16 protein-coding genes and 1 pseudogene are annotated in these 21,843 nt (G+C 70.5%); 15 read left to right on the top strand and 2 right to left on the bottom strand.

Translation table 11 applies throughout. The annotated features are described in order from the left end of the window. Nucleotides 1–398 precede the first annotated feature (398 nt). The gene (locus OG584_RS15200; RefSeq protein ID WP_405778363.1) at nt 399–1,256 is read right to left on the bottom strand and encodes an HAD family hydrolase; all 858 of its coding nucleotides are present in this window, start codon (nt 1,254–1,256) and stop codon (nt 399–401) included. A 512-nt stretch (nt 1,257–1,768) separates the two neighbouring features. Between OG584_RS15200 and ssd the strand changes: the two genes are divergently transcribed. The 7 genes from ssd (at nt 1,769) to OG584_RS15165 (ending at nt 7,379) form a co-directional block, all read left to right on the top strand. Beyond that, nucleotides 1,769–2,845 (top strand): septum site-determining protein Ssd, encoded by a 1,077-nt coding sequence (gene ssd / locus OG584_RS15195; RefSeq protein WP_405784083.1) that lies wholly within the window; start codon nt 1,769–1,771, stop codon nt 2,843–2,845. Next, a complete protein-coding gene (locus OG584_RS15190; RefSeq protein WP_405778362.1) occupies nt 2,842–4,032 on the top strand; it encodes a TadA family conjugal transfer-associated ATPase in 1,191 nt (396 codons plus the stop codon). The genes ssd and OG584_RS15190 overlap by 4 nt, the downstream gene beginning before the upstream one ends. Next, entirely contained in the window at nt 3,993–4,874 is an 882-nt protein-coding gene (locus OG584_RS15185; protein WP_405778361.1) for a type II secretion system F family protein, read from the top strand. The genes OG584_RS15190 and OG584_RS15185 overlap by 40 nt, the downstream gene beginning before the upstream one ends. A 302-nt stretch (nt 4,875–5,176) precedes the next feature. After that, nucleotides 5,177–5,677, top strand: a complete 501-nt coding sequence (locus OG584_RS15180; RefSeq protein ID WP_405778360.1) for a type II secretion system F family protein — start codon at nt 5,177–5,179, stop codon at nt 5,675–5,677. Between the two features lie 181 nt (nt 5,678–5,858). Further along, nucleotides 5,859–6,131 carry a DUF4244 domain-containing protein gene (locus OG584_RS15175; RefSeq protein WP_405778359.1) on the top strand — a complete coding sequence of 91 codons (273 nt, stop codon included), beginning with the start codon at nt 5,859–5,861 and terminating at the stop codon, nt 6,129–6,131. Continuing rightward, nucleotides 6,118–6,861, top strand: coding sequence for a TadE family type IV pilus minor pilin (locus OG584_RS15170; RefSeq protein ID WP_405778358.1), 744 nt, complete (start codon nt 6,118–6,120; stop codon nt 6,859–6,861). The genes OG584_RS15175 and OG584_RS15170 overlap by 14 nt, the downstream gene beginning before the upstream one ends. A 53-nt stretch (nt 6,862–6,914) precedes the next feature. Continuing rightward, nucleotides 6,915–7,379 carry an Rv3654c family TadE-like protein gene (locus OG584_RS15165; RefSeq protein WP_405778357.1) on the top strand — a complete coding sequence of 155 codons (465 nt, stop codon included), beginning with the start codon at nt 6,915–6,917 and terminating at the stop codon, nt 7,377–7,379. 94 nt (nt 7,380–7,473) lie between these two features. Here OG584_RS15165 and OG584_RS15160 read toward each other — a convergent pair whose 3' ends face one another. Continuing rightward, complete coding sequence (locus OG584_RS15160; protein ID WP_405778356.1) at nt 7,474–9,939, bottom strand: DEAD/DEAH box helicase; 2,466 nt, start codon at nt 9,937–9,939, stop codon at nt 7,474–7,476. An 80-nt stretch (nt 9,940–10,019) separates the two neighbouring features. Between OG584_RS15160 and OG584_RS15155 the strand changes: the two genes are divergently transcribed. From OG584_RS15155 to tmk, 8 genes and pseudogenes are all read left to right on the top strand, one after another. Then, complete coding sequence (locus OG584_RS15155; protein ID WP_328318827.1) at nt 10,020–10,373, top strand: STAS domain-containing protein; 354 nt, start codon at nt 10,020–10,022, stop codon at nt 10,371–10,373. An 84-nt stretch (nt 10,374–10,457) separates the two neighbouring features. Next, nucleotides 10,458–10,922, top strand: a complete 465-nt coding sequence (locus OG584_RS15150; protein WP_405778355.1) for an ATP-binding protein — start codon at nt 10,458–10,460, stop codon at nt 10,920–10,922. Between the two features lie 96 nt (nt 10,923–11,018). Then, nucleotides 11,019–11,417: pseudogene (locus OG584_RS15145) on the top strand (sodium/proton-translocating pyrophosphatase); the annotation flags it as partial. Between the two features lie 298 nt (nt 11,418–11,715). Then, nucleotides 11,716–12,285: a small secreted protein gene (locus OG584_RS15140; RefSeq protein WP_405778354.1), complete on the top strand. Its 570-nt coding sequence runs from the start codon at nt 11,716–11,718 to the stop codon at nt 12,283–12,285. 155 nt (nt 12,286–12,440) lie between these two features. Beyond that, nucleotides 12,441–13,949 (top strand): methyltransferase, encoded by a 1,509-nt coding sequence (locus OG584_RS15135; RefSeq protein WP_405778353.1) that lies wholly within the window; start codon nt 12,441–12,443, stop codon nt 13,947–13,949. A 339-nt stretch (nt 13,950–14,288) separates the two neighbouring features. After that, complete coding sequence (locus OG584_RS15130) at nt 14,289–14,486, top strand: hypothetical protein (protein ID WP_405778352.1); 198 nt, start codon at nt 14,289–14,291, stop codon at nt 14,484–14,486. Between the two features lie 576 nt (nt 14,487–15,062). After that, nucleotides 15,063–17,891 (top strand): type I DNA topoisomerase, encoded by a 2,829-nt coding sequence (gene topA / locus OG584_RS15125; RefSeq protein WP_405778351.1) that lies wholly within the window; start codon nt 15,063–15,065, stop codon nt 17,889–17,891. 374 nt (nt 17,892–18,265) lie between these two features. After that, a complete protein-coding gene (gene tmk / locus OG584_RS15120) occupies nt 18,266–21,565 on the top strand; it encodes a dTMP kinase (RefSeq protein ID WP_405778350.1) in 3,300 nt (1,099 codons plus the stop codon). Nucleotides 21,566–21,843 lie beyond the last annotated feature (278 nt).

Raw genomic sequence — 21,843 nt, 5'->3', positions numbered from 1 at the left:
CGAACGTCCAGTGTGCGAACGTCCCTCCGCCTCGCGATGTGCCGCGTCCGATGCGCGCTCATACATCAGCGGTTACGGGACAGCCCTTGGCGCCGCGCAGGCCAGAAAGATGCGGCGGCACCTCATAGGTGCCGCCGCTGGCACGTCCACCGGGTTACCAGGCGTCCTCGAAATATTGCCCATCAGGCCGGGATCTTCGCCCGTGTACCTGGTGCGGCTGGCCCGTAATCGACGGGTCGACGTCGCGTGGGTACTCGGTTTTTGTGCTCGGTCCGTGGGGCCTTCTGCGGTTTCAGGTGATCCTCGCGGATGTCCTTGGTCTCGCGGGCCGTTGATTCCTTTGTACTCCTCATCGCGGGGAGATGGGAAGGCCTCGCTCCACTTCTTTGCTTTCCGCCTCAAATCCGGGCGAAAGGACCCCTTCTGCGTTGGCTCCGGTCCCCTCGGTTCGCGTACCAGACAAGGCCGGCTGTGGCTGCCGCGGCGCCGACGGCGGCAGCTGCCACCAGGGCGGGCCGTGGCGGCATCCTCAGGGCCGGCAGTCGCTGCTTCAGCCGAACCGGACGATTGAAGACGAGAATCGGCCAGTCGCGTGCGGACGCCTCGCGGCGGAGCGCCCGGTCCGGGTTGACCGCGTAGGGGTGGCCGACCGACTCGAGCATGGGCACATCGGTCGCCGAGTCGCTGTACGCGTAACAGCGCGCCAGGTCGTACCCCTCCGAAGAGGCGAGCTCCTTCACGGCTTCGGCCTTGGTGGGGCCGTAGGCGTAGTACTCCACCTCGCCCGTGAAGCACCCGTCGGAGCCGACCACCATCCGGGTGGCGACCACACGGTCGGCCCCGAGGAGCTCCCCGATCGGCTCGACCACTTCGGCGCCCGAGGTGGAGACGATCACCACATCGCGTCCTGCCGTGTGGTGCTCCTCGATGAGTGAAGCGGCCTCGTCATAAATGATCGGGTCGATGAGATCGTGCAGGGTCTCGGCGACGATCTCCTTGACCTGTCGGACGTTCCAGCCCTTGCACAGGGCGGAGAGGTACGCACGCATGCGCTCCATCTGGTCGTGATCTGCGCCACCGGCCAGGAATACGAACTGGGCATACGCGGTGCGCAACACTGCCCGGCGGTTGATCAGGCCGCCTTGATAGAACGACTTGCTGAAGGTCAGCGTCGACGACTTGGCGATGACTGTCTTGTCGAGGTCAAAGAAGGCAGCGGTACGGGGCGACGAGTGGTTTTCCACAACTCTGAGCATAGGTGCCCGCCATTCGGCTTACGCGTCGGCGCGTGGGTTTGCCTGAGAAGGCTCTCGGGTACACCATGGAAGTCACGGATCGTTCGCGACCGTGTTATCCCCGTCCGGCTCCTCCCCCCCCCGAGTCGGACGTGGGGACGACCCCAGCTCTCCCCCCCGGCTGGGGTCGTCGCATGTCCGGACACGTTTTCGGGCGTTCCTCCCGCGTCAGCAGCGGTTCTGCGGTCATCCGCGGCACTCTCCTCCGGTCGACTCCGACGGTCCTCGACACTACATACGAGTGACGCTGCGTAGTCGTTGCGCTGCTCTCCGGAAGTCACCGATAAGAGTGGGGGAGATATTCACAACCAGTGAGTTGTTCACAGTTTTTGAGCAAGATCCACTTAATTTCCAGGATCTCTGCACGGTGATTCCCATCGCGAAGTCAGCTGCCGTTCGCAGCGACTTCGTGGCCGGAAGGAATCACTGTGGAGGGAGACCGGATCGTGGCTGGATCCATCACACCGGATCGGATGCCGCCTGCTGGGAGGCAGCGGGGCGGACCGCTGATCGTCACCGAGGACGCGGTGCTCCTCGACGACCTGCTGCGGCTGTGCGCCGCGGCCGGCGCGGAACCGGAGGTTCATCACGGGGTGCCGGAGCACAAGGGCGGCTGGGAGGGTGCGCCGCTGATCCTCGTGGGGGACGACGCGGCTTCCCGCGTAAGTGGGAGCACCCGCAGACCAGGTGTGTATCTCGTGGGCAAGGACCAGGACGACCCTGATGTCTGGCAGCGGGCCGTCGAGATCGGTGCCGAGTATGTGCTGCGGCTGCCGGACGCCGAGAGCTGGCTCGTGGAGCGGATCGCTGATGTCGCCGAAGGCGCCGGGGACCAGGCGCTCACCGTCGGGGTGATCGGCGGCCGGGGCGGGGCCGGGGCTTCCACCCTGGCGTGTGCGCTGGCGGTCACCGCCGCCCGGAGCGGGCGGCGCACCGTCCTCATCGACGGGGACCCACTCGGCGGCGGGCTTGATGTGCTGCTCGGCGGAGAACACGCACAGGGCAGGCGATGGCCTGATTTCGCCCGCTCCAAGGGGAGGGTGGCCGGGAGCGCGCTGGAGGAATCCCTGCCTGAGTTGCACGGGCTCCGCGTCCTCAGCTGGGACAGGACGGACGCGGTGGTGATCGCCCCGGAAGCCATGCGTGCCGTTCTGGCGGCCGCACGGAGGGGCGGTGGAGTGGTTGTTGTGGACCTGCCCCGGCGGGTCGACGAGAGCGTTGCTGAGGCGCTTGCCCAGCTCGATATCGGACTCCTGGTGGTGCCGGGGGAGCTGCGGGCGGTGGCTGCCGCGGCCAGGGTCGCCTCCATGGCCGGCATGGTCCTCCAGGACCTGCGGGCGGTGGTACGCGGGCCCTATGCGCCGGGGCTGGACGAGGAGTGGGTCGCACGGGCGCTGGACCTGCCCCTCGTGGGGGAACTGCCGGCTGAGGACGGGCTGCTCGCGGCAGAGAGCGGTGGTACCCCGCCGGGCGGCCGGGTCCGCGGGCCGCTGGCCGGATTCTGTACTGCGTTCTGGGCTCAGGCGCTGGCCGGGGAAGGTGCCTCATGAACCCGGTACCGGTGTCCGCCGGTCTTCCGTCTCCGGTCGGTTCGCCCCCGCTCCTCGACGCCGTACGCCAGCGGCTCGCGGAGAGCGGGGCAGAGCCCACACCGGCACGGGTGGCAGCTGCGCTGCGCGCCCAGGGGCGGCTGCTGGGGGATGCCGAGGTGCTGGGGCACGCGGAGGAATTGCGGTCAGAACTCGTTGGCTCGGGCAGGCTGGAGGCCCTGCTCGCCGATCCGGCGGTGACGGATGTGCTGGTCGCTGCCCCCGACCGGGTGTGGGTGGACCGGGGCGGCGGGCTCGAACTGACCGGTGTGGCCTTTCCGGACGCGGCCGCAGTGCGGCGGCTGGCACAGCGGCTCGCCGCGGTGGCCGGGCGGCGGCTCGATGATGCGAGGCCGTGGGTGGACGCACGGCTGCCCGACGGGACACGGCTGCACGCGGTGCTCGAACCGGTGGCCGTGGGGTCGACGTGCCTCTCCTTGCGCGTGGTGCGGCCAAAAGCCTTCTCGCTGGGGGAGCTGGTAGCGGCCGGCACGGTTCCACCGCGTGGTGACGAGCTGCTGCGGGCTCTGATCGAGGCCCGGCTGTCCTTCCTGGTCAGCGGTGGCACCGGTTCGGGCAAAACGACGCTGCTGTCCTCCCTGCTGGGTCTGGTCGGGCCTGCTGAGCGGATCGTGCTGGCGGAGGACTCGTCCGAACTGCGTCCTGACCACCCGCACGTGGTGCGACTGGAGGCACGTCCGGCGAATCAGGAGGGCGCGGGCCGTGTGACCCTGCGGGATCTGGTGCGTCAGGCACTGCGGATGCGGCCCGACCGGTTGGTGGTGGGCGAAGTGCGCGGAGCCGAGGTCACCGAGCTGCTGGCCGCGCTGAACACCGGGCACGAAGGCGGTTGCGGGACGGTGCACGCGAATGCCGCAGCCGATGTTCCGGCCCGCCTCGAGGCGCTCGGCACGTCCGCCGGGCTCGACCGGTCGGCGCTGCACAGCCAGTTGGCGGCGGCGCTGGCGGTCGTGGTCCATCTCGTACGGGACCGGAGTGGGCGGCGCAGGGTCGCTGAGGTGCATGTGCTGGAGCGGGACGCGACAGGGCTGGTGATGACCGTGCCGGCGCTGTGCTGGGGCGCTGACGGCTTTACCGAGGGCCGGGGATGGCCGCGGTTGCGGACCATGATCGGGGGTGCGTTGTGACGGCTCTGGTCTTCCTGGCCGCGCTGTGTGCGGGTGCGGCCCTGTGGATGCTGGTCGCGCGGGAGCGAGGGCTGCGCAGAGGGCGGCTGCTGTTCGCCGGGGGACCCGGGGAGGGCTGGGCCCCTTGGGGCGGCTCGTTCCGTGGCCGGGTGCGTTCCCGTCCGGGGCCGGAGTGGCTCTGTCTGGTGGTGGCCGGCGCCGTGGCGACAGCGGGCGGATCGGTGCTGCCGTTACTGGTGGGGGCGGCGGCGGTGCCGCTGGTGCGCCGGCGACTGCGTGCCGCGGCCGCGAAGCGCGACCGACTGGCGCGGACCGACGCGGTGATCGCGCTGTGCGGGGCGGTGGCCGCCGAGTTGCGGGCCGGGAGACAGCCAGGAGAGGCGCTACTGGCTGCCGGGCGGGGTTCGGGGGCCCTGGGTGCGGCGGAGGCCGCGGTACTGGCAGCGGCCCGGTTCGGCGGGGACGTACCCGAGGCGTTGCGCTATGCGGCGCGGGAGCCGGGGGCGGGCGGCCTTGGGGGTGTGGCCGCGTGCTGGCGCGTATCGGTGGACGGGGGCGCCGGCCTCGCGGCCGGACTCGAAGGGCTGGAGGGCGCGTTGCGTGCCGAGCGCGACCAACGGGCGGGTCTCCGGGCAGAACTGGCCGGTGCGCGGTCGACGGTTCTGGTGCTGGCGTTGCTCCCGGCGGGCGGTCTCTTGCTGGGGGCTGCTCTGGGGGCGGATCCGCTCCGGACGTTGCTGCATACCCCGGCCGGTCTGTGCTGCCTGCTGGCGGGCGGGGTGCTGGAGAGCGCGGGGTTCTTCTGGGCGGGGCGGATCGTGCGGGCAGGGGAGGACGTATGACCGGGGGAGCCGGGGCCGGGAGTGTGATGCCGGGTGACGTTGTCCACAGGCTGGGGGCAGTCCTGTGCGTTTCGGCTGCAGCTGCCCGACTGGGTCTTGTCTGCGCCGGGCGGCGGCACGAACGGCGCTCACGCAAGCGGGCCGCCACGCTCCTGGCTGTCGCACCGGGGAGAGCGCTGCGACGTCCTGAGTACCGGGTGTGGGTCGCCCGGTGGGGCGCACCGCTGGCGGCGCTGGTCACCTGTTGTGTCCTTGTCGGGGGATGGGCCGGATGCGTCGTCGGCCTCGCAGCTGGATACGGGGTGCGGAGCTGGCAGCGCAGACGTTCACCGTCCGGAGCGGAGGAGGGCCGGGCGCAGGAGGCCGCACGTGAACTACCACTCGCTGCCGAGCTCCTTGCTGCGTGCATCGCGGCCGGCGCGGCGCCCCGGGAGGCTGCTGAGGCGGTCGGGGAATCGCTGGGCGGGCCGCTGGGCGAGACCCTGGCCCGGACGGCGGCCGAGCTGCGGCTCGGTGGTGACCCCGCCTCGGCCTGGGGGAGGTTCGGGTCGGTGCCGGGTGCGGCGTCCCTGGCCGGCTGCCTGGAGCGAGCCGCCTCGACCGGGGCTCCTGCTGCAGATCCCGTAGCCCGGATCGCGGCAGGGCTCAGAGCCGAACGGGCCAGAGCCGCCAAGGACAAGGCGGGCCGGGCGGGCGTCCTGATCACTGGGCCGGTGGGCCTCTGCTTTCTGCCCGCGTTCCTGGCAGTCGGTGTGGTGCCAGTGGTGATCGGGCTTGCTGGGCACCTCCTGAAGGCCTCCTGACGGCCCGACGGAGAACGGGAGGGAAACGCTGGAACACAGGAACGGCTGGTGCGGCAGGCCAGGAACGGCAGCAGCGACGGGTCGGCTGAACAGCCGGAACGTACTGAATGCACCGGACGAGGAGTGCGAACCGGGCGACCGCCCGTTCGCGCCAAAGACGACACAAGACACGGGGGTTGGCATGGAAAACGTACAAGGGCCGGCGGACAGCGCGGGCGAGCCGGTCGGGTTCGGTGAGCCGGGGAGCTCAGCAGCATGGAGGCGGGTGCGGGTCCGGTGGCATGCGCTGCGGTTCGGGGCCCGCAGGGACGCGGGAATGTCCACGTCCGAGTACGCGATGGGCACGATCGCGGCCTGTGCTTTCGCGGCGGTGCTCTACAAGGTGGTGACAAGCGGCCCTGTCGCTGCGGCACTGCAATCGGTGGTCGAGAAGGCGCTCCATGCGCAGTTCTGAAGCCGGTGAGCGACGCGGTGTCGGGAGATCGGCCGGCGGGGGACGGGACATCAGAGGCCGGCTCGGCAGAGAGTTCCACGTGAGGGGACCCATCGACGCGGGGCCGGCTGACCGGGGATCGGTTTCCGCCGAGGCTGCGGTGGTGATTCCTGCGCTGGTGCTGTTCACGATGACGCTCGTCTGGGCTCTGACCGCCGCAGCAGCACAGATCCAGTGTGTCGATGCCGCGCGGATCGGTGCGCGGGCGGTCGCCAGGTCGGAACCCAGGGCTGCTGCGGTCTCCGCCGCACGGTCGGCCGCTCCACCCGGGGCGCGCATCACGGTAGGCCGCGCAGGGGAGTTGTGGCGGGTCCGGGTGGAGGCGCCCACTCCGGGGCCAGGCACCATCGCGCTGACGCTCAGCGCGGAAGCGGCAGCGCTCGCAGAGCCCGGAATGCCGGGTCCCTCCGGCGCTGGGGACGGCGCGGACAGCGGTACCGGTACGGGGAACAGCGGAGGCGCTGCCGATGCCCCGGACACGTCGCGTGGAAAGGAGGATCCGGGCGCCCGGGGCACCTCCGACGGCCTGAGGGCTGCTGGAGTCGGCCGGGCCCCGGACGGAGCTGGTGCGGTCGGTGGAGGTGGAGAGGGTGCCGGACCCGGAGTTTCTGCCGGAGTCGGCGTACCCATCCGGAGCGGCAGCCCGAAGGTGACGCGGACGCGCTTCGGCGAATCGGAGGTGGCGGTGTGAGGTGGTTCGGAGGGCGTGCCTCTGATCGCGGCTCGGCGACTGTGTGGGTAGCCATGGCGATGGCCTCCCTGTGCGTGGTCTTCGCGGCCCTGCTCGCGATGGGGCAGGGTGTGGCGGCCAGGCACCGTGCGGGTGGCGCGGCCGATCTGGCGGCTCTGGCAGCTGCGGACCGGGCGCTGCAGGGGCAGGGCAGGGCCTGCGCTGCGGCGGCGAAGGTGGCCGGGGAGCAGGGGGCTCGGGTGGCGCGGTGTGCGGTGAGCGGAGAGATCGCCGACGTCACGGCCGAGGCACGCTTCGGCCCGTATGCGCCGCAGGTCAGAGCGAGGGCGGGCCCGGCGTACGGCCTGGATCGGGGCGGCGCCCTTCCCGGGCCCGCGCCGCCCCTCCCGTCACCGGGCGAAGCATCTGCGGAAGCTTCCCCGTCTGCGGGAGCTTCCTCCCCTCCGGGCGGCCCTCTGCCCCGCACGTCCACGGGGCCGAGCCTGCCCTCCGGCCGGTTCCCCTCGCAGGCTGGATAGCAGTCGCCAGGCCGGTATCCGTCTCAGAAGAGTTCCGGCCTCCCGGCGGCCTCCCGGCGGCCTCCCGGCGGCCTCCCGGCCCGGTTGGCTTCCCTCATTCGGGTGAACCGGTGGCGGGAGCTTCCCGGAGGAGTTCCGAGAGGAGGCGGACCGCGCCTCGCTTGTGCAGGGGATCGTTTCCGTTGCCGCACTTCGGGGACTGGATACAGGAAGGGCAGCCCGCGTCGCACTCACAGGAGGCGATGGCCTCCCGGGTCGCGGTGAGCCACTCGCGGGCCGTCTGGAAGGCCCGTTCGGCGAAGCCGGCGCCGCCGGGGTGGCCGTCGTACACGAAGACCGTCGGCAACAGGGTGTCCGGGTGAAGTGGCACGGAGACGCCTCCGATGTCCCAGCGGTCGCAGGTGGCGAAGAGCGGCAGCATGCCGATGGAGGCGTGTTCGGCGGCGTGCAGAGCGCCCGCCAGCTGTTCCGGGTTGATCCGGGCTGCGTCGAGCTGGTCTTCGGTGACCGTCCACCACACGGCTCGGGTGCGCAGGGTGCGGGGCGGCAGATCCAGCTTCGTCTCGCCGAGCACTTCACCGGTGATGAGCCTGCGGCGGAGGAACGAGACGACCTGGTTGGTGACTTCGACGGACCCGTAGCAGAGGCGTCCGGCACCCCAGGGGATTTCGGTGTCGGTCTCCAGGACGGAGATGGCGGTGGTGTCCCGCGCGGTGGTCGAGTACGGCGGGCCTGCCTCCTCGACCAGGGCGGCGGAATCCTCCAGGTCCAGGTGTTTCACCACGTAGGTGCGTCCCTGGTGGAGGTGAACGGCGCCGTCGTGGACCGCGGTGTGGGACGACGCTTCGTCGACCGTGCCGAGCAGACGTCCGGTGCCCGCCTCGACGATCTGGACGGGACGGCCGCCCTCGCCGCGGATGTCCGCCAGGTCGGCGGCCCGCTCCCGCCGGGTCCAGTACCAGGATTTTCCCCGTCGGCGCAGCAGTTTCGCAGCCTCCAGCTGCGGCATGAGCCCGGCGGACGCCGGACCGAAGAGGTCCAGATCGGATGCGGTCAGCGGCAGTTCTGCAGCGGCCGCGCACAGATGGGGGGCGAGGACATACGGATTGTCCGGGTCCAGGACGGTCGATTCCACAGGCTGCTGGAACAGTGCTTCGGGGTGGTGGACGAGGTAGGTGTCCAGCGGATCGTCGCGGGCCACCAGGACGGCGAGGGCGCCGCTGCCCGAGCGTCCGGCACGGCCTGCCTGCTGCCAGAGGGACGCCCGGGTGCCGGGGTAGCCGGCGATCACGACGGCGTCCAGTCCCGAGACGTCGATGCCGAGTTCCAGGGCGGTGGTGGCGGCGAGGCCGAGCAGTTCACCGGAGTGCAGGGCGGCTTCGATGGCGCGGCGTTCCTCGGGCAGATAGCCGCCCCGGTAAGCGGCGACCCTGGGGACCAGCGAGCGGTCGACCTCGGCGAGGCGTTCCTGGGCGATGACGGCGACGAGCTCGGCGCCGCGCCGCGAACGTACGAAGGCGACCGAGCGGACGCCCTGCACAGTCAGGTCGGTGAGGAGGTCAGCGGTCTCGGCAGTGGCGCTACGGCGTACGGGGGCGCCCTGCTCGCCGTGGAGTTCGGTGAGCGGTGGCTCCCAGAGGGCGAAGACCAGTTCGCCGCGGGGTGACGCGTCGTCGGCCACCTCGTGAACGGGGAGACCGGTGAGCCTGCCCGCGGTCACCGCGGGTTCAGCCGCCGTGGCGGAGGCCAGCAGAAAGACGGGGTCGGAACCGTACCGGGCGCAGAGACGACGCAGTCTGCGGATCACCTGGGCCACATGCGAGCCGAACACGCCGCGGTAGGTGTGGCACTCGTCGATGACCACGTACCGCAGGGCGCGCAGGAAGGAGGCCCAGCGCGGATGGGAGGGCAGGATCCCGCGGTGCAGCATGTCCGGGTTCGTGAGGACGTAATTGGCGAACTGACGTACCCATTCGCGCTCTTCGACGGGCGTGTCCCCGTCGTACACGGCTGGTCTGATGCCGTGCCCGAGTGGTGCGGCGAGCTCCCGGAAGGAGCGCCGCTGGTCGGCGGCGAGGGCCTTGGTGGGAGCGAGATAGAGGGCGGTGGCCCCCCGCCCGTTGGGTGCTTCCGAGCCGTCGAGCAGAGCTGAGAGCACCGGTGCGAGGTAGGCGAGCGACTTGCCCGATGCGGTCCCCGTGGCGATGATCACAGACTCGCCGTCGAGCGCGTGCTCGGCAGCTGTGGCCTGATGGGCCCATGGATGTTCGATGCCACGTGCCCGAATGGCGGCAATCACTTCCGGTCGGATGCGATCGGGCCAGACGGCATGACGCCCCGCACGTGGGGGCAGGTGCTCCGTATGAGTGATGCGCGAAGCCCGGCTCTGCCCCGCGGAGAGACGGTCGAGTACCTGCCGTGGATCGGGTCGTGCACCCGTGTCCGCGGTGGGTCGCCTGGAGTGGTGATTCTTGGCCATCGGCACCGAGTGTGTCACCGGCATGACGGACAATGGGCTCAAGGCGTCGTGCATGCCTGCTGGTAAGTGATTGAATGCCATCGCGGCTGGCGATCCGTTCCCTGGCTCCGCCGGGGAGACCACAGGGGGCGGCCGCTCGATAGCAAGGTGCTGGAGGATCCGTGGACCTGTCCCTGTCGACTCGCAATGTGTCCGGGCCTGGTGGCGACCGTACGGTCGTCGAGGTCGGTGGCGAGATTGATGTATATACCGCGCCCAAGCTGCGCGAGCAGTTGGTCGAGTTGGTGAACGACGGCAGTTACCACCTGGTCGTCGACATGGAGGGCGTGGACTTCCTCGACTCCACCGGACTCGGCGTGCTCGTAGGCGGCCTGAAGCGCGTGCGTGCCCATGAGGGCTCGCTGCGCCTGGTCTGCAACCAGGAGCGCATTCTCAAGATCTTCCGTATCACCGGTCTGACCAAGGTGTTCCCGATCCACACCACGGTCGATGATGCCGTCGCGGCAACGGACTGACGGTTCCGGAGGAAGAACGCAGGGGTACCGGGCTCCCAGCCCGGTACCCCCGAGAAGCACGCCCGTACGTCTGAGGGGGATCGCATGGCCACCGTTGAACTCCGTTTCAGCGCCCAGCCCGAACATGTCAGGACTGCTCGCCTTGTGGCGGCCGCCGTGGCACGCAGGGCCGGGGTCGATGAGGCTGTGCTGGACGAAGTGAGGCTCGCGGTCGGCGAGGCGTGTTCCCGTGCGGTGGGTCTCCACCGCAGCAATGGCATTGAGGCTCCCGTCCGGGTCGTACTGATCGAGGAGGAGAAGTCCTTCTCGATCGAGGTCGGGGACGAAGTGCCGAGTACGGGCGGCGCGGCCTCCGCGGGTTCCGGGGCGCCCAGCGCTCCGGCCGCGGCGGGCGCCGACCCGTCTCTCGACCTGTCCGCGGACGGCGAGGACGAAATGGGCCTCGCGGTGATCAGCGGTCTGGTGGACGACGTCGAGGTGACTTCCGGCGAGTCCGGGGGCGTCATCCGTATGACGTGGCCGACTGCGGCGGCGCCGGTCCTTCCTTGACCTGCGTCCCTGTGTCCCTGTGTCTCTTTGAACGTGCTGCCTTGAGCGCAGCCGGCGGCTGAGTCCGCGAGCTTGTGCTCCTGCCGTTGCTCCTTAGTCTTCCTGGCCAACTCGGGTGGCCCGTGGGACGACGCGAAGAAGCCCTGTAGAAGACGGTCACTGTCCCTTTCACCGCTGCGGTGAGGGCAGTGGTGCCCGCGCGGCGACCGTCATCGGTGGCACGGTCTGCGACCCGTCAAGTACACGGCAGCCCGAGATCAACCCGCTGCTCAAGGTGATGAATCCGGCGGCACTCCTGATCGCTCCGCAGTGGTGAAGTTCCGCTACGGCGGCAACGCCGACGCCCCGGTACGCGCTGCGGTGGCGGCCGTCGCCCTCGTGGCCATCGGCGAGGCCGTTCACGTGTCGAAGCGGCGAGGTATTTCCCTGGGCGCGGGCGGGAGGTGTCTCCGTGGGCGTGGCGGAAGGGCCGGTGGAGAGGCCGGGCCGACCTGATCCAGACGAAAGCCGCCCGGTCACGTTGAGTCCTGTGGATCTGTGGGCCGCGCATCGGCTGGAGTGAACGGGCACATCACTGATGCCTCATCAGGTGACGGCCGCGCAGGCTGTGCTGACGGCCAGTCCGCCCCCGTCATCGCGGCGTCGCGCGACTGTTCGCCCGTGAGCCTTGTCTCTCCCGTGCAGTCTTGGTGCAAATGGCTTCAATACGGTAAAAAACGGTCTTACGATACGCGAATGTCGCCCACTTGGCGTGTATGTTCCGGGGCCGAGAGCCTTGGAAGGGACCAATCCGGTGAACAAGAAGCTTGCTGCCGCACTGTCCGGCGGTGCGGTACTGGTACTGGCGTTGTCGGGCTGCAGCGACAACAGCAGCGACAAGACGAACGACTGGGCCAAGTCGCTCTGCGGCGACATCGGGCCTCAGCTGAAAAAGATCAACAAGGCCAACCAGCAGATCACCGCCGTGGCGGCGGACGGCAAGCCGGCGGACATCCAGAAGGCCGACTCGGCTGCGTTCCAGGATCTGTCCACGGCCGACGCGGCCATCGCCGCCGACCTCAAGAAGGCCGGACCCCCGCCCGGCGACGACGGTAAGACGATCCAGCAGAACGCCATCACCGAGCTGAACACCAACTCGAAGGCGTACGCCGACCTGAAGAAGCAGGTCGACGCGTTGAACGTCAAGGACCAGCAGAAGTTCTCCGACGGCCTCAAGAGCATCGGCGAGAACATGAAGAAGATCAACGAGACCGCCTACAAGAAGCTCTTCTCCGGCGACACGGGCAAGGCGCTGCTCAGTCAGGACGCGTGCAAGGTCGCGACATCCTCGCCGTCACCCACGGTCGCGCCCTCCAAGGCGTAGGACAGCGACTCCGCCCGGGGCGGACGACGACGACCGCCGAAGACCGCTGCTGACTGCCCCGTTCCGACTGCCGTCGGCCGCCGTCAGCGGCGGTCTTCGGCCGTCCGGGGGTGCTCAGTGCGGGCGTTGTCAGTGGGAGCAGCCACAATGGGTGGGTGAGTACGACCAGTCTTCCCGCGCCCGACCACTCGCCGCTGATCCGCGAGAGCCTCCTCGCCGCCGCCTTCACCGCGGACGGCCTGCTCGACCTGCTCGGCGCGCCCGCGTACGCGGCGCTGGCCCGCAGTGAGACGGTGCCCGCCCTGCGCGCCACCCGCGGCGGGACACCGCTGGAGACGCTGGTGCGGCTCTTCCTGCTCCAGCAGCCCGTCGCCACAGGGGAGGCGGCAGCCGCCCTGCCGTTGGAGGAGTGCACCGCAGGCGGCTGGGTGGTGCGTGCGGAGGGCGACGCCGTGCGGGCGACGGTCGACGTCCGGCCGTACGGCGGCCCGGAAGGCCAGGACTGGTTCATCGTCTCGGACCCGGGGTGCGGGGTCGGCGGCGCAGGAGGCATCGGGAGTCATGACGAAGGCGTGGTGCTGGGAGTCGGAGGGGCGTCCACCACGCTCGCCGGGATCACTGTTCGTACGCCTGTCGGAAGAGCTCTGGACCTCGGTACGGGCTCAGGCATCCAGGCCCTGCACGCCGCCCAGCATGCGACGGGTGTAACGGCCACCGACCTCAACCCGCGGGCGCTCGGCTTCACCCGGCTCACCCTCGCGCTCTCCGGTGCCCCGGCGGCCGACCTCCGCGAGGGCTCGCTGTTCGCCCCGGTGGCCGGTGAGACGTACGACCTGATCGTCTCCAATCCGCCATTCGTCATCTCGCCCGGTGCGAGGCTCACCTACCGGGACGGCGGGATGGGCGGCGACGATCTCTGCCGCTCGCTCGTATCGGAGGCGGGCGCCCATCTGAACGCGGGGGGATACGCACAGTTCCTGGCGAACTGGCAGCACGTGGAGGGCGAGGAGTGGCAGGACCGGCTGCGGTCCTGGGTGCCACGTGGCTGTGACGCGTGGATCGTGCAGCGCGAAGTGCAGGACATCACGCAGTACGCGGAGCTGTGGTTGCGTGACAGCGGTGACCACCGTACGGACCCGGACGCCTACGACGAGCGGTACGAGGCGTGGCTCGACGAGTTCGACGCCCGGCGGACCAAGGCTGTCGGGTTCGGCTGGATCACGCTCTACAAGTCGGGCTCCGAGCGTCCCTCGATCGTCGTGGAGGAATGGCCGCATCCGGTCGAGCAGCCGCTCGGCGAGACGGTGCGCTCCCACTTCGAGCGCCGGGAGTATCTGCGGGACCACGATGATGCCGCCCTGCTCACCGACCACTTCAAGCTCGCCCCCGAGGTGGTCCAGGAGCAGGTGGGCATGCCGGGCGCGGAGGACCCCGAACATGTGATCCTCCGGCAGAACCGGGGCATGCGCAGGGCCACCAAGGTCGACACGGTGGGCGCGGGCTTCGCAGGAGTGTGTGACGGGACCCTCTCCGCGGGGCAGATCCTGGACGCCATCGCGCAGCTGCTCGGAGAGGACCCGGTGGTGCTCAGGGACCGCACCCCGCAGTCCGTCAGGCTGCTGGTCGAGGAGGGGTTCCTCGATCCCGTGGGCCCACCCGTCTGATCCGGCCACCGCCGACGCCATCCGCTCGTCCGGCACGGCTTGTGCGGCACGGCTCGTGCGGGACGGCTTGTGCGGCACGGCTCGTGCGGGACGGCTTGTGCGGCACGGGAGTTGGGGCTGGGTGCTGCAGGTGTGCGCCGCAGGATCCGACGTGCGGTGCCACGGCTGATCGCCCGCAGGCCGGCCGCCGTCCGAAGTGCGCCGGTCGTCCGAAGCGCAACCGTCGTCACTCACCTGTCGCCGTCCGCCCGTCGGCACTGTTCATCTGCCGTTCGAACCGGTGTCGCTCCGGGGTGCCAGCCTCACCGTCCTGGAACACGAGGACGGGATGGCACGGAGATGGAGAGCGAGCCCGCGATTTTCGCCGGAACGACATTCGCACTGTTCGGAGGCGCCCTGCTGTGGTGGACCTCAGCGCGGACCCTTCGGCGTGCGCCGGTGGCGGAGGGAGTGAACCCCACGCTCGCTTTCACGCTGGCGGTGATCTTCGGCGTGACAGCCCTCGCCCTGGGCGCGTGGTGCTTCACCCGGCTCTGAACCGGCCGCCCGACGCCCCCTGGAATCCGCCTCCTGAAACCACCGCCTGAAATCCACCGCCTGAAAAAGCCCACTGCCTGAAATCGCCGCAGGAAGCGTCATCCGGAATCTGCATCCGAACCTGCATCCGAACCTTCGGCCCGAACCTTGCTCCAGAACCTTCGTACGAGCCCGCGCTCCGGAAGCCCCGCGCAGCCACCCGCCCGGCCCCGGCCGGCGCCCCCCGCCCCGCCCCGGCATCGCACCGGGACCGGCGCCGCGCCCCACTGTCGACAGACGGCGTACGCAGGGTCACCGGGCCGGAAAGTTTTCATTCTCTCTCGACGAGCCTTCGCCCCAGGCCCCTCGCGCGGGCGCCGTAGTGAGGTCCGCAGAAGCCCGCAGGTGGGTTCCGGCCGGGCCGGAGCGAAGCCCCGCGGACGGCAGTGAGCCGATCCGGGCGGCAGAAATGCCGGTAGTCGGGTTACCGTTCCAGTGGCCGTTGCGGGCTTTCACCGTTTGACACGGGTGCGGGATGTACCGTCACACTCCGCAGCGAGCATGACCACCGAGTGCCGACCGGAGAGAAGAGCCACGTTGTCCCCGACCAGCGAGACCGCACACGGCGGCCGCCGACTCGTCATTGTCGAGTCGCCCGCCAAGGCGAAGACGATCAAGGGCTACCTCGGCCCGGGTTATGTCGTCGAGGCGAGCGTCGGGCACATCCGCGACCTCCCGAACGGTGCCGCCGAGGTGCCGGACAAGTACACCGGCGAGGTGCGCCGCCTCGGAGTGGACGTCGACAACGACTTCCAGCCCATCTACGTCGTCAACGCCGACAAGAAGGCCCAGGTCAGGAAGCTCAAGGATCTCCTCGCGGAGTCCGACGAACTCTTCCTCGCCACCGATGAGGACCGCGAGGGCGAAGCCATCGCGTGGCACCTCCAGGAGGTCCTGAAGCCCAAGGTCCCGGTCCACCGGATGGTCTTCCACGAGATCACCAAGGAAGCGATCAGGGCCGCCGTCGCCAACCCGCGTGAGCTCAACAAGCGCATGGTCGACGCCCAGGAAACCCGCCGGATCCTCGACCGTCTCTACGGTTACGAGGTCTCGCCGGTCCTGTGGAAGAAGGTCATGCCGCGCCTCTCGGCCGGCCGCGTGCAGTCCGTCGCCACCCGCCTGGTGGTCGAACGGGAACGCGAACGCATCGCTTTCCGTTCTGCTGAGTACTGGGACCTCACCGGTACGTTCTCCACCGGCCGCCAGGGCGACGCCTCCGACCCGTCGACCCTCGTCGCCCGGCTGAATTCGGTGGACGGCCGCCGGGTCGCCCAGGGCCGTGACTTCAACTCCACGGGACAGCTCAAGAGCGACGTCCTGCACCTCGACGAGACCAACGCGCGAGCGCTCGCCGCCGCGCTGACCGACTCGGCCTTCGCCGTGCGCTCGGTCGAGTCCAAGCCGTACCGCCGCTCGCCGTACGCCCCGTTCCGTACGACGACTCTCCAGCAGGAGGCCAGCCGCAAGCTGGGGTTCGGCGCGAAGTCGACCATGCAGGTGGCCCAGAAGCTGTACGAGAACGGCTTCATCACCTACATGCGTACGGACTCCACGACCCTCTCGGACACCGCGGTCGGCGCGGCCCGTGCCCAGGTCACACAGCTGTACGGCAGCGACTACCTGCCGGACAAGCCGCGCACGTACGCCGGGAAGGTCAAGAACGCGCAGGAGGCGCACGAGGCGATCCGTCCCTCGGGCGACCGGTTCCGTACGCCTGCCGAGACCGGTCTCTCCGGCGACCAGTTCCGGCTGTACGAGCTGATCTGGAAGCGGACCGTCGCCTCCCAGATGAAGGACGCGGTGGGCAACTCGGTCACCGTGAAGATCGCGGGCACCTCGTCCGACGGCCGGGTCGCCGAGTTCTCGGCCTCCGGCAAGACGATCACCTTCCACGGCTTCATGAAGGCGTACGTCGAAGGCGCCGACGACCCGAACGCGGAGCTGGACGACCGCGAGCGCAGGCTGCCGCAGGTCGCCGAGGGTGACGCGCTCTCCGCCCAGGAGATGACGGTCGACGGCCACTCCACCAAGCCGCCGGCCCGCTACACCGAAGCGTCGCTGGTCAAGGAACTGGAAGAGCGGGAGATCGGTCGTCCTTCGACCTACGCGTCGATCATCGGCACGATCCTCGACCGCGGCTACGTCTTCAAGAAGGGCACCGCTCTGGTCCCCTCCTTCCTCTCCTTCGCCGTGGTCAACCTGCTGGAGAAGCACTTCGGCCGGCTCGTCGACTACGACTTCACCGCGCGGATGGAGGACGACCTCGACGGCATCGCGCGCGGCGAGGCCAAGTCCGTGCCGTGGCTGAGGCGCTTCTACTTCGGCGAGGGCGACGCGGGTGCGGCGGCGGCCGCCGGGAACGGCGACGGCGACCACCTCGGCGGGCTCAAGGAACTCGTCACCGACCTGGGCGCCATCGACGCCCGGGAGATCTCCTCCTTCCCGGTCGGTGAGGGCATCGTGCTGCGCGTCGGCCGGTACGGGCCGTACATCGAGCGCGGCGAGAAGGACTCCGAGAACCACCAGCGCGCCGACGTCCCCGACGACATGGCGCCCGACGAGCTGACCGTGGAGTACGCCGAGGAACTGCTCGCCAAGCCGAGCGGTGACTTCGAGCTGGGGGCCGACCCCGAGTCGGGCCACCAGATCGTGGCGAAGGACGGCCGGTACGGCCCGTACGTCACCGAGATCCTTCCCGAGGGCACCCCGAAGTCCGGCAAGAACGCGGTGAAGCCGCGGACCGCCTCGCTCTTCAAGTCGATGTCCCTCGACACCGTCACCCTGGCGGACGCGCTCAAGCTGATGTCCCTGCCCCGGGTGGTCGGCACGGACGCCGAGGGCGTCGAGATCACCGCGCAGAACGGCAGGTACGGCCCGTACCTGAAGAAGGGCACCGACTCGCGCTCCCTGGAGACCGAGGACCAGCTCTTCAACATCACGGTCGACGAGGCGCTGGCCATCTACGCCCAGCCCAAGCAGCGTGGGCGCGCGGCCGCCAAGCCGCCGCTGAAGGAGCTGGGCACGGACCCGGTCAGCGAGCGCCCTGTCGTCGTCAAGGACGGCCGGTTCGGCGCGTACGTCACGGACGGCGAGACGAACGCGACGCTGCGGACCGATGACAGCGTCGAGGACATCACTCCCGAGCGCGGTTACGAGCTGCTCGCCGAGAAGCGCGCCAAGGGCCCGGCGAAGAAGAAGACCGCCAAGAAGGCACCGGCGAAGAAGTCGGCGGCGAAGAAGACCACGACCGCCAAGACCACGACGGCCAAGAAGACGGCAGCCAAGAAGACCACTGCCACCGCGAAGAAGGCTCCGGCCAAGAAGGCCGCGCAGAAGACGGCTGCCAAGGCCGTCGCCGACGAGTAGGAAGCACCTGCCCGGCCTCCGGGGTGCCCCGATGCGGGCACTCCGGAGGCCGGGACCTTCCGGTTCCGCCGTGAACTGGGGCGCTGTGCACCGGAGTCCGCTCGCACGGAGTTCGGGGCGATCGACTCGCCGGTGCGGCGCTTGCCGGACAGGTGCGGAGCACCGGCCGCTCGGTGACCGTCCGGTATGCGTCAGATCCGGCCGCACACATACGATGTCGCACCCCGTCAGGTCCGGGTGCGGGCCGCGAACGGGTGCGGGCCTCGAAACCGATGCGGGACTCGGAACGCGTACGGCAGCGGCTCCGCGGGAATGTCCGCCCAAATGTTCGGGGGGCCCGGCAGGGATTTGACCCTTCCGGATAGGCTGGTCGGATGACGCGAGCCGAGCAGCCAACGGTCGTGAGCCCCACCTCCGACGAACTAGCCGCAGACTCACGCGAGCGCGCCGTTCGAGCCCTGTTGCGCATCCCCCCGCTCCGGCGGTTGTGGAGCGCCCAGCTCGTCGGCAATATCGGCGACACCCTCGCCCTTCTCGTGCTGTTGCTTCTTTCGTTGCAGGCGGCGATCTCACAAGAATCCTTCGGGGGCGGGTACCGCGGTGCCGCCTTCGCCGTAGCCGCCGTATTCGGCGCGCGAGCCCTTGCCACCTTGCTCTTCGGAGCCGTACTGCTCGGCCCGGTGGCCGCGCTGACGGCGCCGAACGGGCCGCTCGACCGGCGCTGGACCATGATCGGCGCGGACGGCCTGCGGGTCGCACTGCTGATCATCGCCCCGCTGTGGATCGACTGGACGCCGGCCAAGGCGCCTGCCGCCCTCCTGGCCACAGTCTTCGTCGCGGGCGTGGCGGAACGCTTCTGGACGGTCGCCAAGGAGAGCGCCGCCCCCGCGCTGCTGCCCACGCCTCCGCCCGAGAACGTCGCGGTGCGCGGCCTGCCCGACCATCTGGAAGCGCTGCGCAAGCTCTCGCTGCGAACGGCCTTCCTCGCCATTCCGGCGGCGGCCGCCGCACTTCTCGTGGCCACGCTGATCAGCAAGTTGCTGGGATCGGGCATCGACTGGTTCTCGCTGCACCAGGCGGCGCTCGGCTCCTATGCGGCAGCGGGCCTCTTCGCCGCGTCCGTCTCGACGCTTTATTTCCTGGAACTGCCCGACGGCCAGACACCGCGCGCCCGCTCCCCGCTGGAGGGCCTGCGCCGTCCGACGGGTGCCGCAGGCCCCGACAAGGGCCGCACAGGCACCGTCCCGCTGCTGGTCCTGGCAGCCGCATCGGTCGCCGCGGCCATCGCGTCCGCCGTCGCCGTCGCCGTACTGGACGCCATCGACCTGAACGGCGGCCCGGTCGCTTTCGCACTGCTGGCCCTCGTCCTGACCGCGGGCACGGCCGCGGGTATCCGTACGGCGCCCAAGACCCTCCCCGCTCTCTCCCGGCGCAGGCTGCTCGCCCTGGCGATCACCCTGACCGGTGTGGCGCTGCTGGTGATGGGCCTGGTTCCGGATACCGCGACCGTCGTGCTGATCGCCGCGGTCGCCGGCTGGTCGGCGGGTGTCGCGGCCAACACCGCCCACACGCTGGTCGACCAGGAGACCGAGGACAGCAGGAAGGCCCGGACCACCGGGCACCTCCAGGCGGTCGTACGGGTCGCCGTCGCGCTGGGCGCGATCGTCGCCCCGCTCGTCGCCGCCCTGATCGGACCGCACCACCTGGGTGACGGAGGCTTCGTCTTCGCCCACGGCGGGGCCGCCTTCACGCTGATGCTGGTCGGCGCGCTGCTGCTGCCGGTGGCCGCGCTCGTCCTGGTCAAGGCGGACGACCGTACGGGCGTACCGCTGCGGCACGATCTGCGCGACGCGTTGCGCGGGGGCGCCGACCCGGCGCAGTCACCCGCGCAGAGCGGCTTCTTCCTCGCCTTCGAGGGCGGCGACGGGGCCGGCAAGTCCACCCAGGTAGAGGCCCTCGCGGAGTGGATCCGCGGCAAGGGCCACGAGGTCGTCGTCACACGTGAGCCGGGCGCGACGCCCGTCGGCAAACGGCTGCGTTCGATCCTCCTCGACGTCTCGTCGGCAGGTCTCTCCAATCGCGCGGAAGCGCTGCTGTACGCGGCGGACCGCGCCGAGCACATCGACTCGGTCGTGCACCCCGCCCTGGAGCGCGGCGCGATCGTCGTCTCCGACCGCTACATCGACTCATCGGTGGCCTACCAGGGCGCGGGCCGCGAGCTTTCGCCGACCGAGATCGGCCGTATCAACCGCTGGGCGACCGGCGGTCTCGTACCGAATCTGACGGTGCTGCTCGACGTGTCCCCGGAGGCCGCGCGCGAGCGCTTCACGGAGGCGCCCGACCGGCTCGAGTCCGAGCCCGCGGACTTCCACCAGCGGGTACGGACCGGCTTCCTGACGCTTGCCGCTGCCGACCCCGGCCGCTACCTGGTGGTGGACGGGGCGCAGGAGCCGGAAGCGATCACCACGGCCGTCCGCCACCGTCTCGACCAGCTGCTCCCCCTTTCCGAAGCCGAGATCAAGGCTCAGGAGGAGGCGCGGAAGGCTGCCGAGGAGGAAGCCCGCCGGAAGGCCGAGGAGGAAGCGGCCCGCAAGGCGGAGGAGGAGCGGCTGGAGCGCGAGCGCCAGGAGCAGCTCGCGAAGCTCCGGGCCGAAGAAGAGGAGCGCAAGCGCCGCGAACTCGACGAGGCCCGGCGCCGCGAGGAGGAGCGCCAGGCCGAGGAGGCGCGCCGCCAGGCCGAGGAGGCCAGGCGTCTGGCCGAGGAGGAGCGGCTCCGCCGCGAGGCCGAGGAGCAGGCGCGGGAGCAGGAACAGGAGCGGCTCCGCAAGCAGAAGGAAGAAGAGGCACGGCTCCGCGCGGAGGCCGAGGAGCGCCGCAAGGAGAAGCAGCGCAAGGCCGAGCAGGCGCTGCTGCGGGCCGAGGAGGCGCGCAGGCAGGCCGAGGCGGAGGCCGCCGAGGCGGCTAGGACGGCGGCGGCCTCCCCCGACAGCGAGACGACGGTCGAGACCCCGGTGCTCGGTGCCAACGAGGTGACGCAGCCGGTCGCGGTACACCCCACTCCGGCGCCGTCCGGTGGTTCGGAGACCGGTTCGGATTCCGGTTCCCGCCCGGGTTCCGCTCCTGACTCGGACTCCGACGCGACGCGGGTGATTCCGAAGATCGCGGAGGCGCCGGAGTCCCCGCGGGATGCCGGTACGTCCGGCCGCTCGGACAGCTCGCGGGCGTCGGGATCCACACGGTCCTCGCGGTCCGCCGGTCCTTCGTGGGCCGCCAGGCCGTCGGGCTCCGAAGGCGCGCCCGGATCCGGGCCCACCGACTCCACCGGAGGCGGGGACCCGGAGGAGACGGCGGTCATCCCGCAGGCCCAGGCGCAGGGACAGGCCGGGGCTCCGGAACGGGACGCCGCGCCCGCTGACCGCGTACCGCCGGGGTACTTCAGGGACGAGCACCCGCAGCAGGCGCGGCAGACACCGCCGGAGAACCCGAACGAGCGCACCCGCGAGCTGCCGCAGATCGACCCGGACCGCCCGCGGCGGCGCTCGGACTGGGCGGAGGAGACTCCGCTGGACGACCTGCCGTCGCTGGCCGACGAGCTGCTCGGCTCGGACCACGAGGAACACGAGCCCGGGGACTACGACAACAGGGGCAGAGGCCGGGGCAAGGGCCGCCGCTGACTGTCCCGCGGGCCCGGAGGACACCGTCCTCCGGGCCCGCGCCGGTGTCCGGGTGCCGTCGGACGGCGGGGAGCGCGTGCACCGGGAGGGCGGGGCAGGACCGCCGGTGTTCCGATGACGACTGACGACCGTGCTGTCGGACCCCTGCGTCACAATGGGAACCGCGCCGCACCCAACGGCGGGCACGGTGAGCCGGCAGGGAAGAGCCCGGCAGAAGCTCGGCGAATGAGCACGCCACAGAAGTACAGCGAATGAGCACGGCACAGAAGCACGGCACA

This window comes from Streptomyces sp. NBC_00859 (assembly GCF_045161865.1).
Lineage (GTDB): Bacteria > Actinomycetota > Actinomycetes > Streptomycetales > Streptomycetaceae > Streptomyces.
Note: the sequence above shows the minus strand (reverse complement) of the source record. Positions and strands in the feature narration are given on the sequence as shown.

Bases quoted from the DNA above. Each gene is read 5' to 3' on its own strand.
- OG584_RS15200 (WP_405778363.1), bottom strand. From the start codon at position 1,256: ATGCTCAGAGTTGTGGAAAACCACTCGTCGCCCCGTACCGCTGCCTTC.
- ssd (WP_405784083.1), top strand. From the start codon at position 1,769: ATGCCGCCTGCTGGGAGGCAGCGGGGCGGACCGCTGATCGTCACCGAG.
- OG584_RS15190 (WP_405778362.1), top strand. From the start codon at position 2,842: ATGAACCCGGTACCGGTGTCCGCCGGTCTTCCGTCTCCGGTCGGTTCG.
- OG584_RS15185 (WP_405778361.1), top strand. From the start codon at position 3,993: ATGGCCGCGGTTGCGGACCATGATCGGGGGTGCGTTGTGACGGCTCTG.
- OG584_RS15175 (WP_405778359.1), top strand. From the start codon at position 5,859: ATGGAAAACGTACAAGGGCCGGCGGACAGCGCGGGCGAGCCGGTCGGG.
- OG584_RS15170 (WP_405778358.1), top strand. From the start codon at position 6,118: ATGCGCAGTTCTGAAGCCGGTGAGCGACGCGGTGTCGGGAGATCGGCC.
- OG584_RS15165 (WP_405778357.1), top strand. From the start codon at position 6,915: ATGGCGATGGCCTCCCTGTGCGTGGTCTTCGCGGCCCTGCTCGCGATG.
- OG584_RS15160 (WP_405778356.1), bottom strand. From the start codon at position 9,939: ATGGCATTCAATCACTTACCAGCAGGCATGCACGACGCCTTGAGCCCA.
- OG584_RS15150 (WP_405778355.1), top strand. From the start codon at position 10,458: ATGGCCACCGTTGAACTCCGTTTCAGCGCCCAGCCCGAACATGTCAGG.
- OG584_RS15130 (WP_405778352.1), top strand. From the start codon at position 14,289: ATGGAGAGCGAGCCCGCGATTTTCGCCGGAACGACATTCGCACTGTTC.
- tmk (WP_405778350.1), top strand. From the start codon at position 18,266: ATGACGCGAGCCGAGCAGCCAACGGTCGTGAGCCCCACCTCCGACGAA.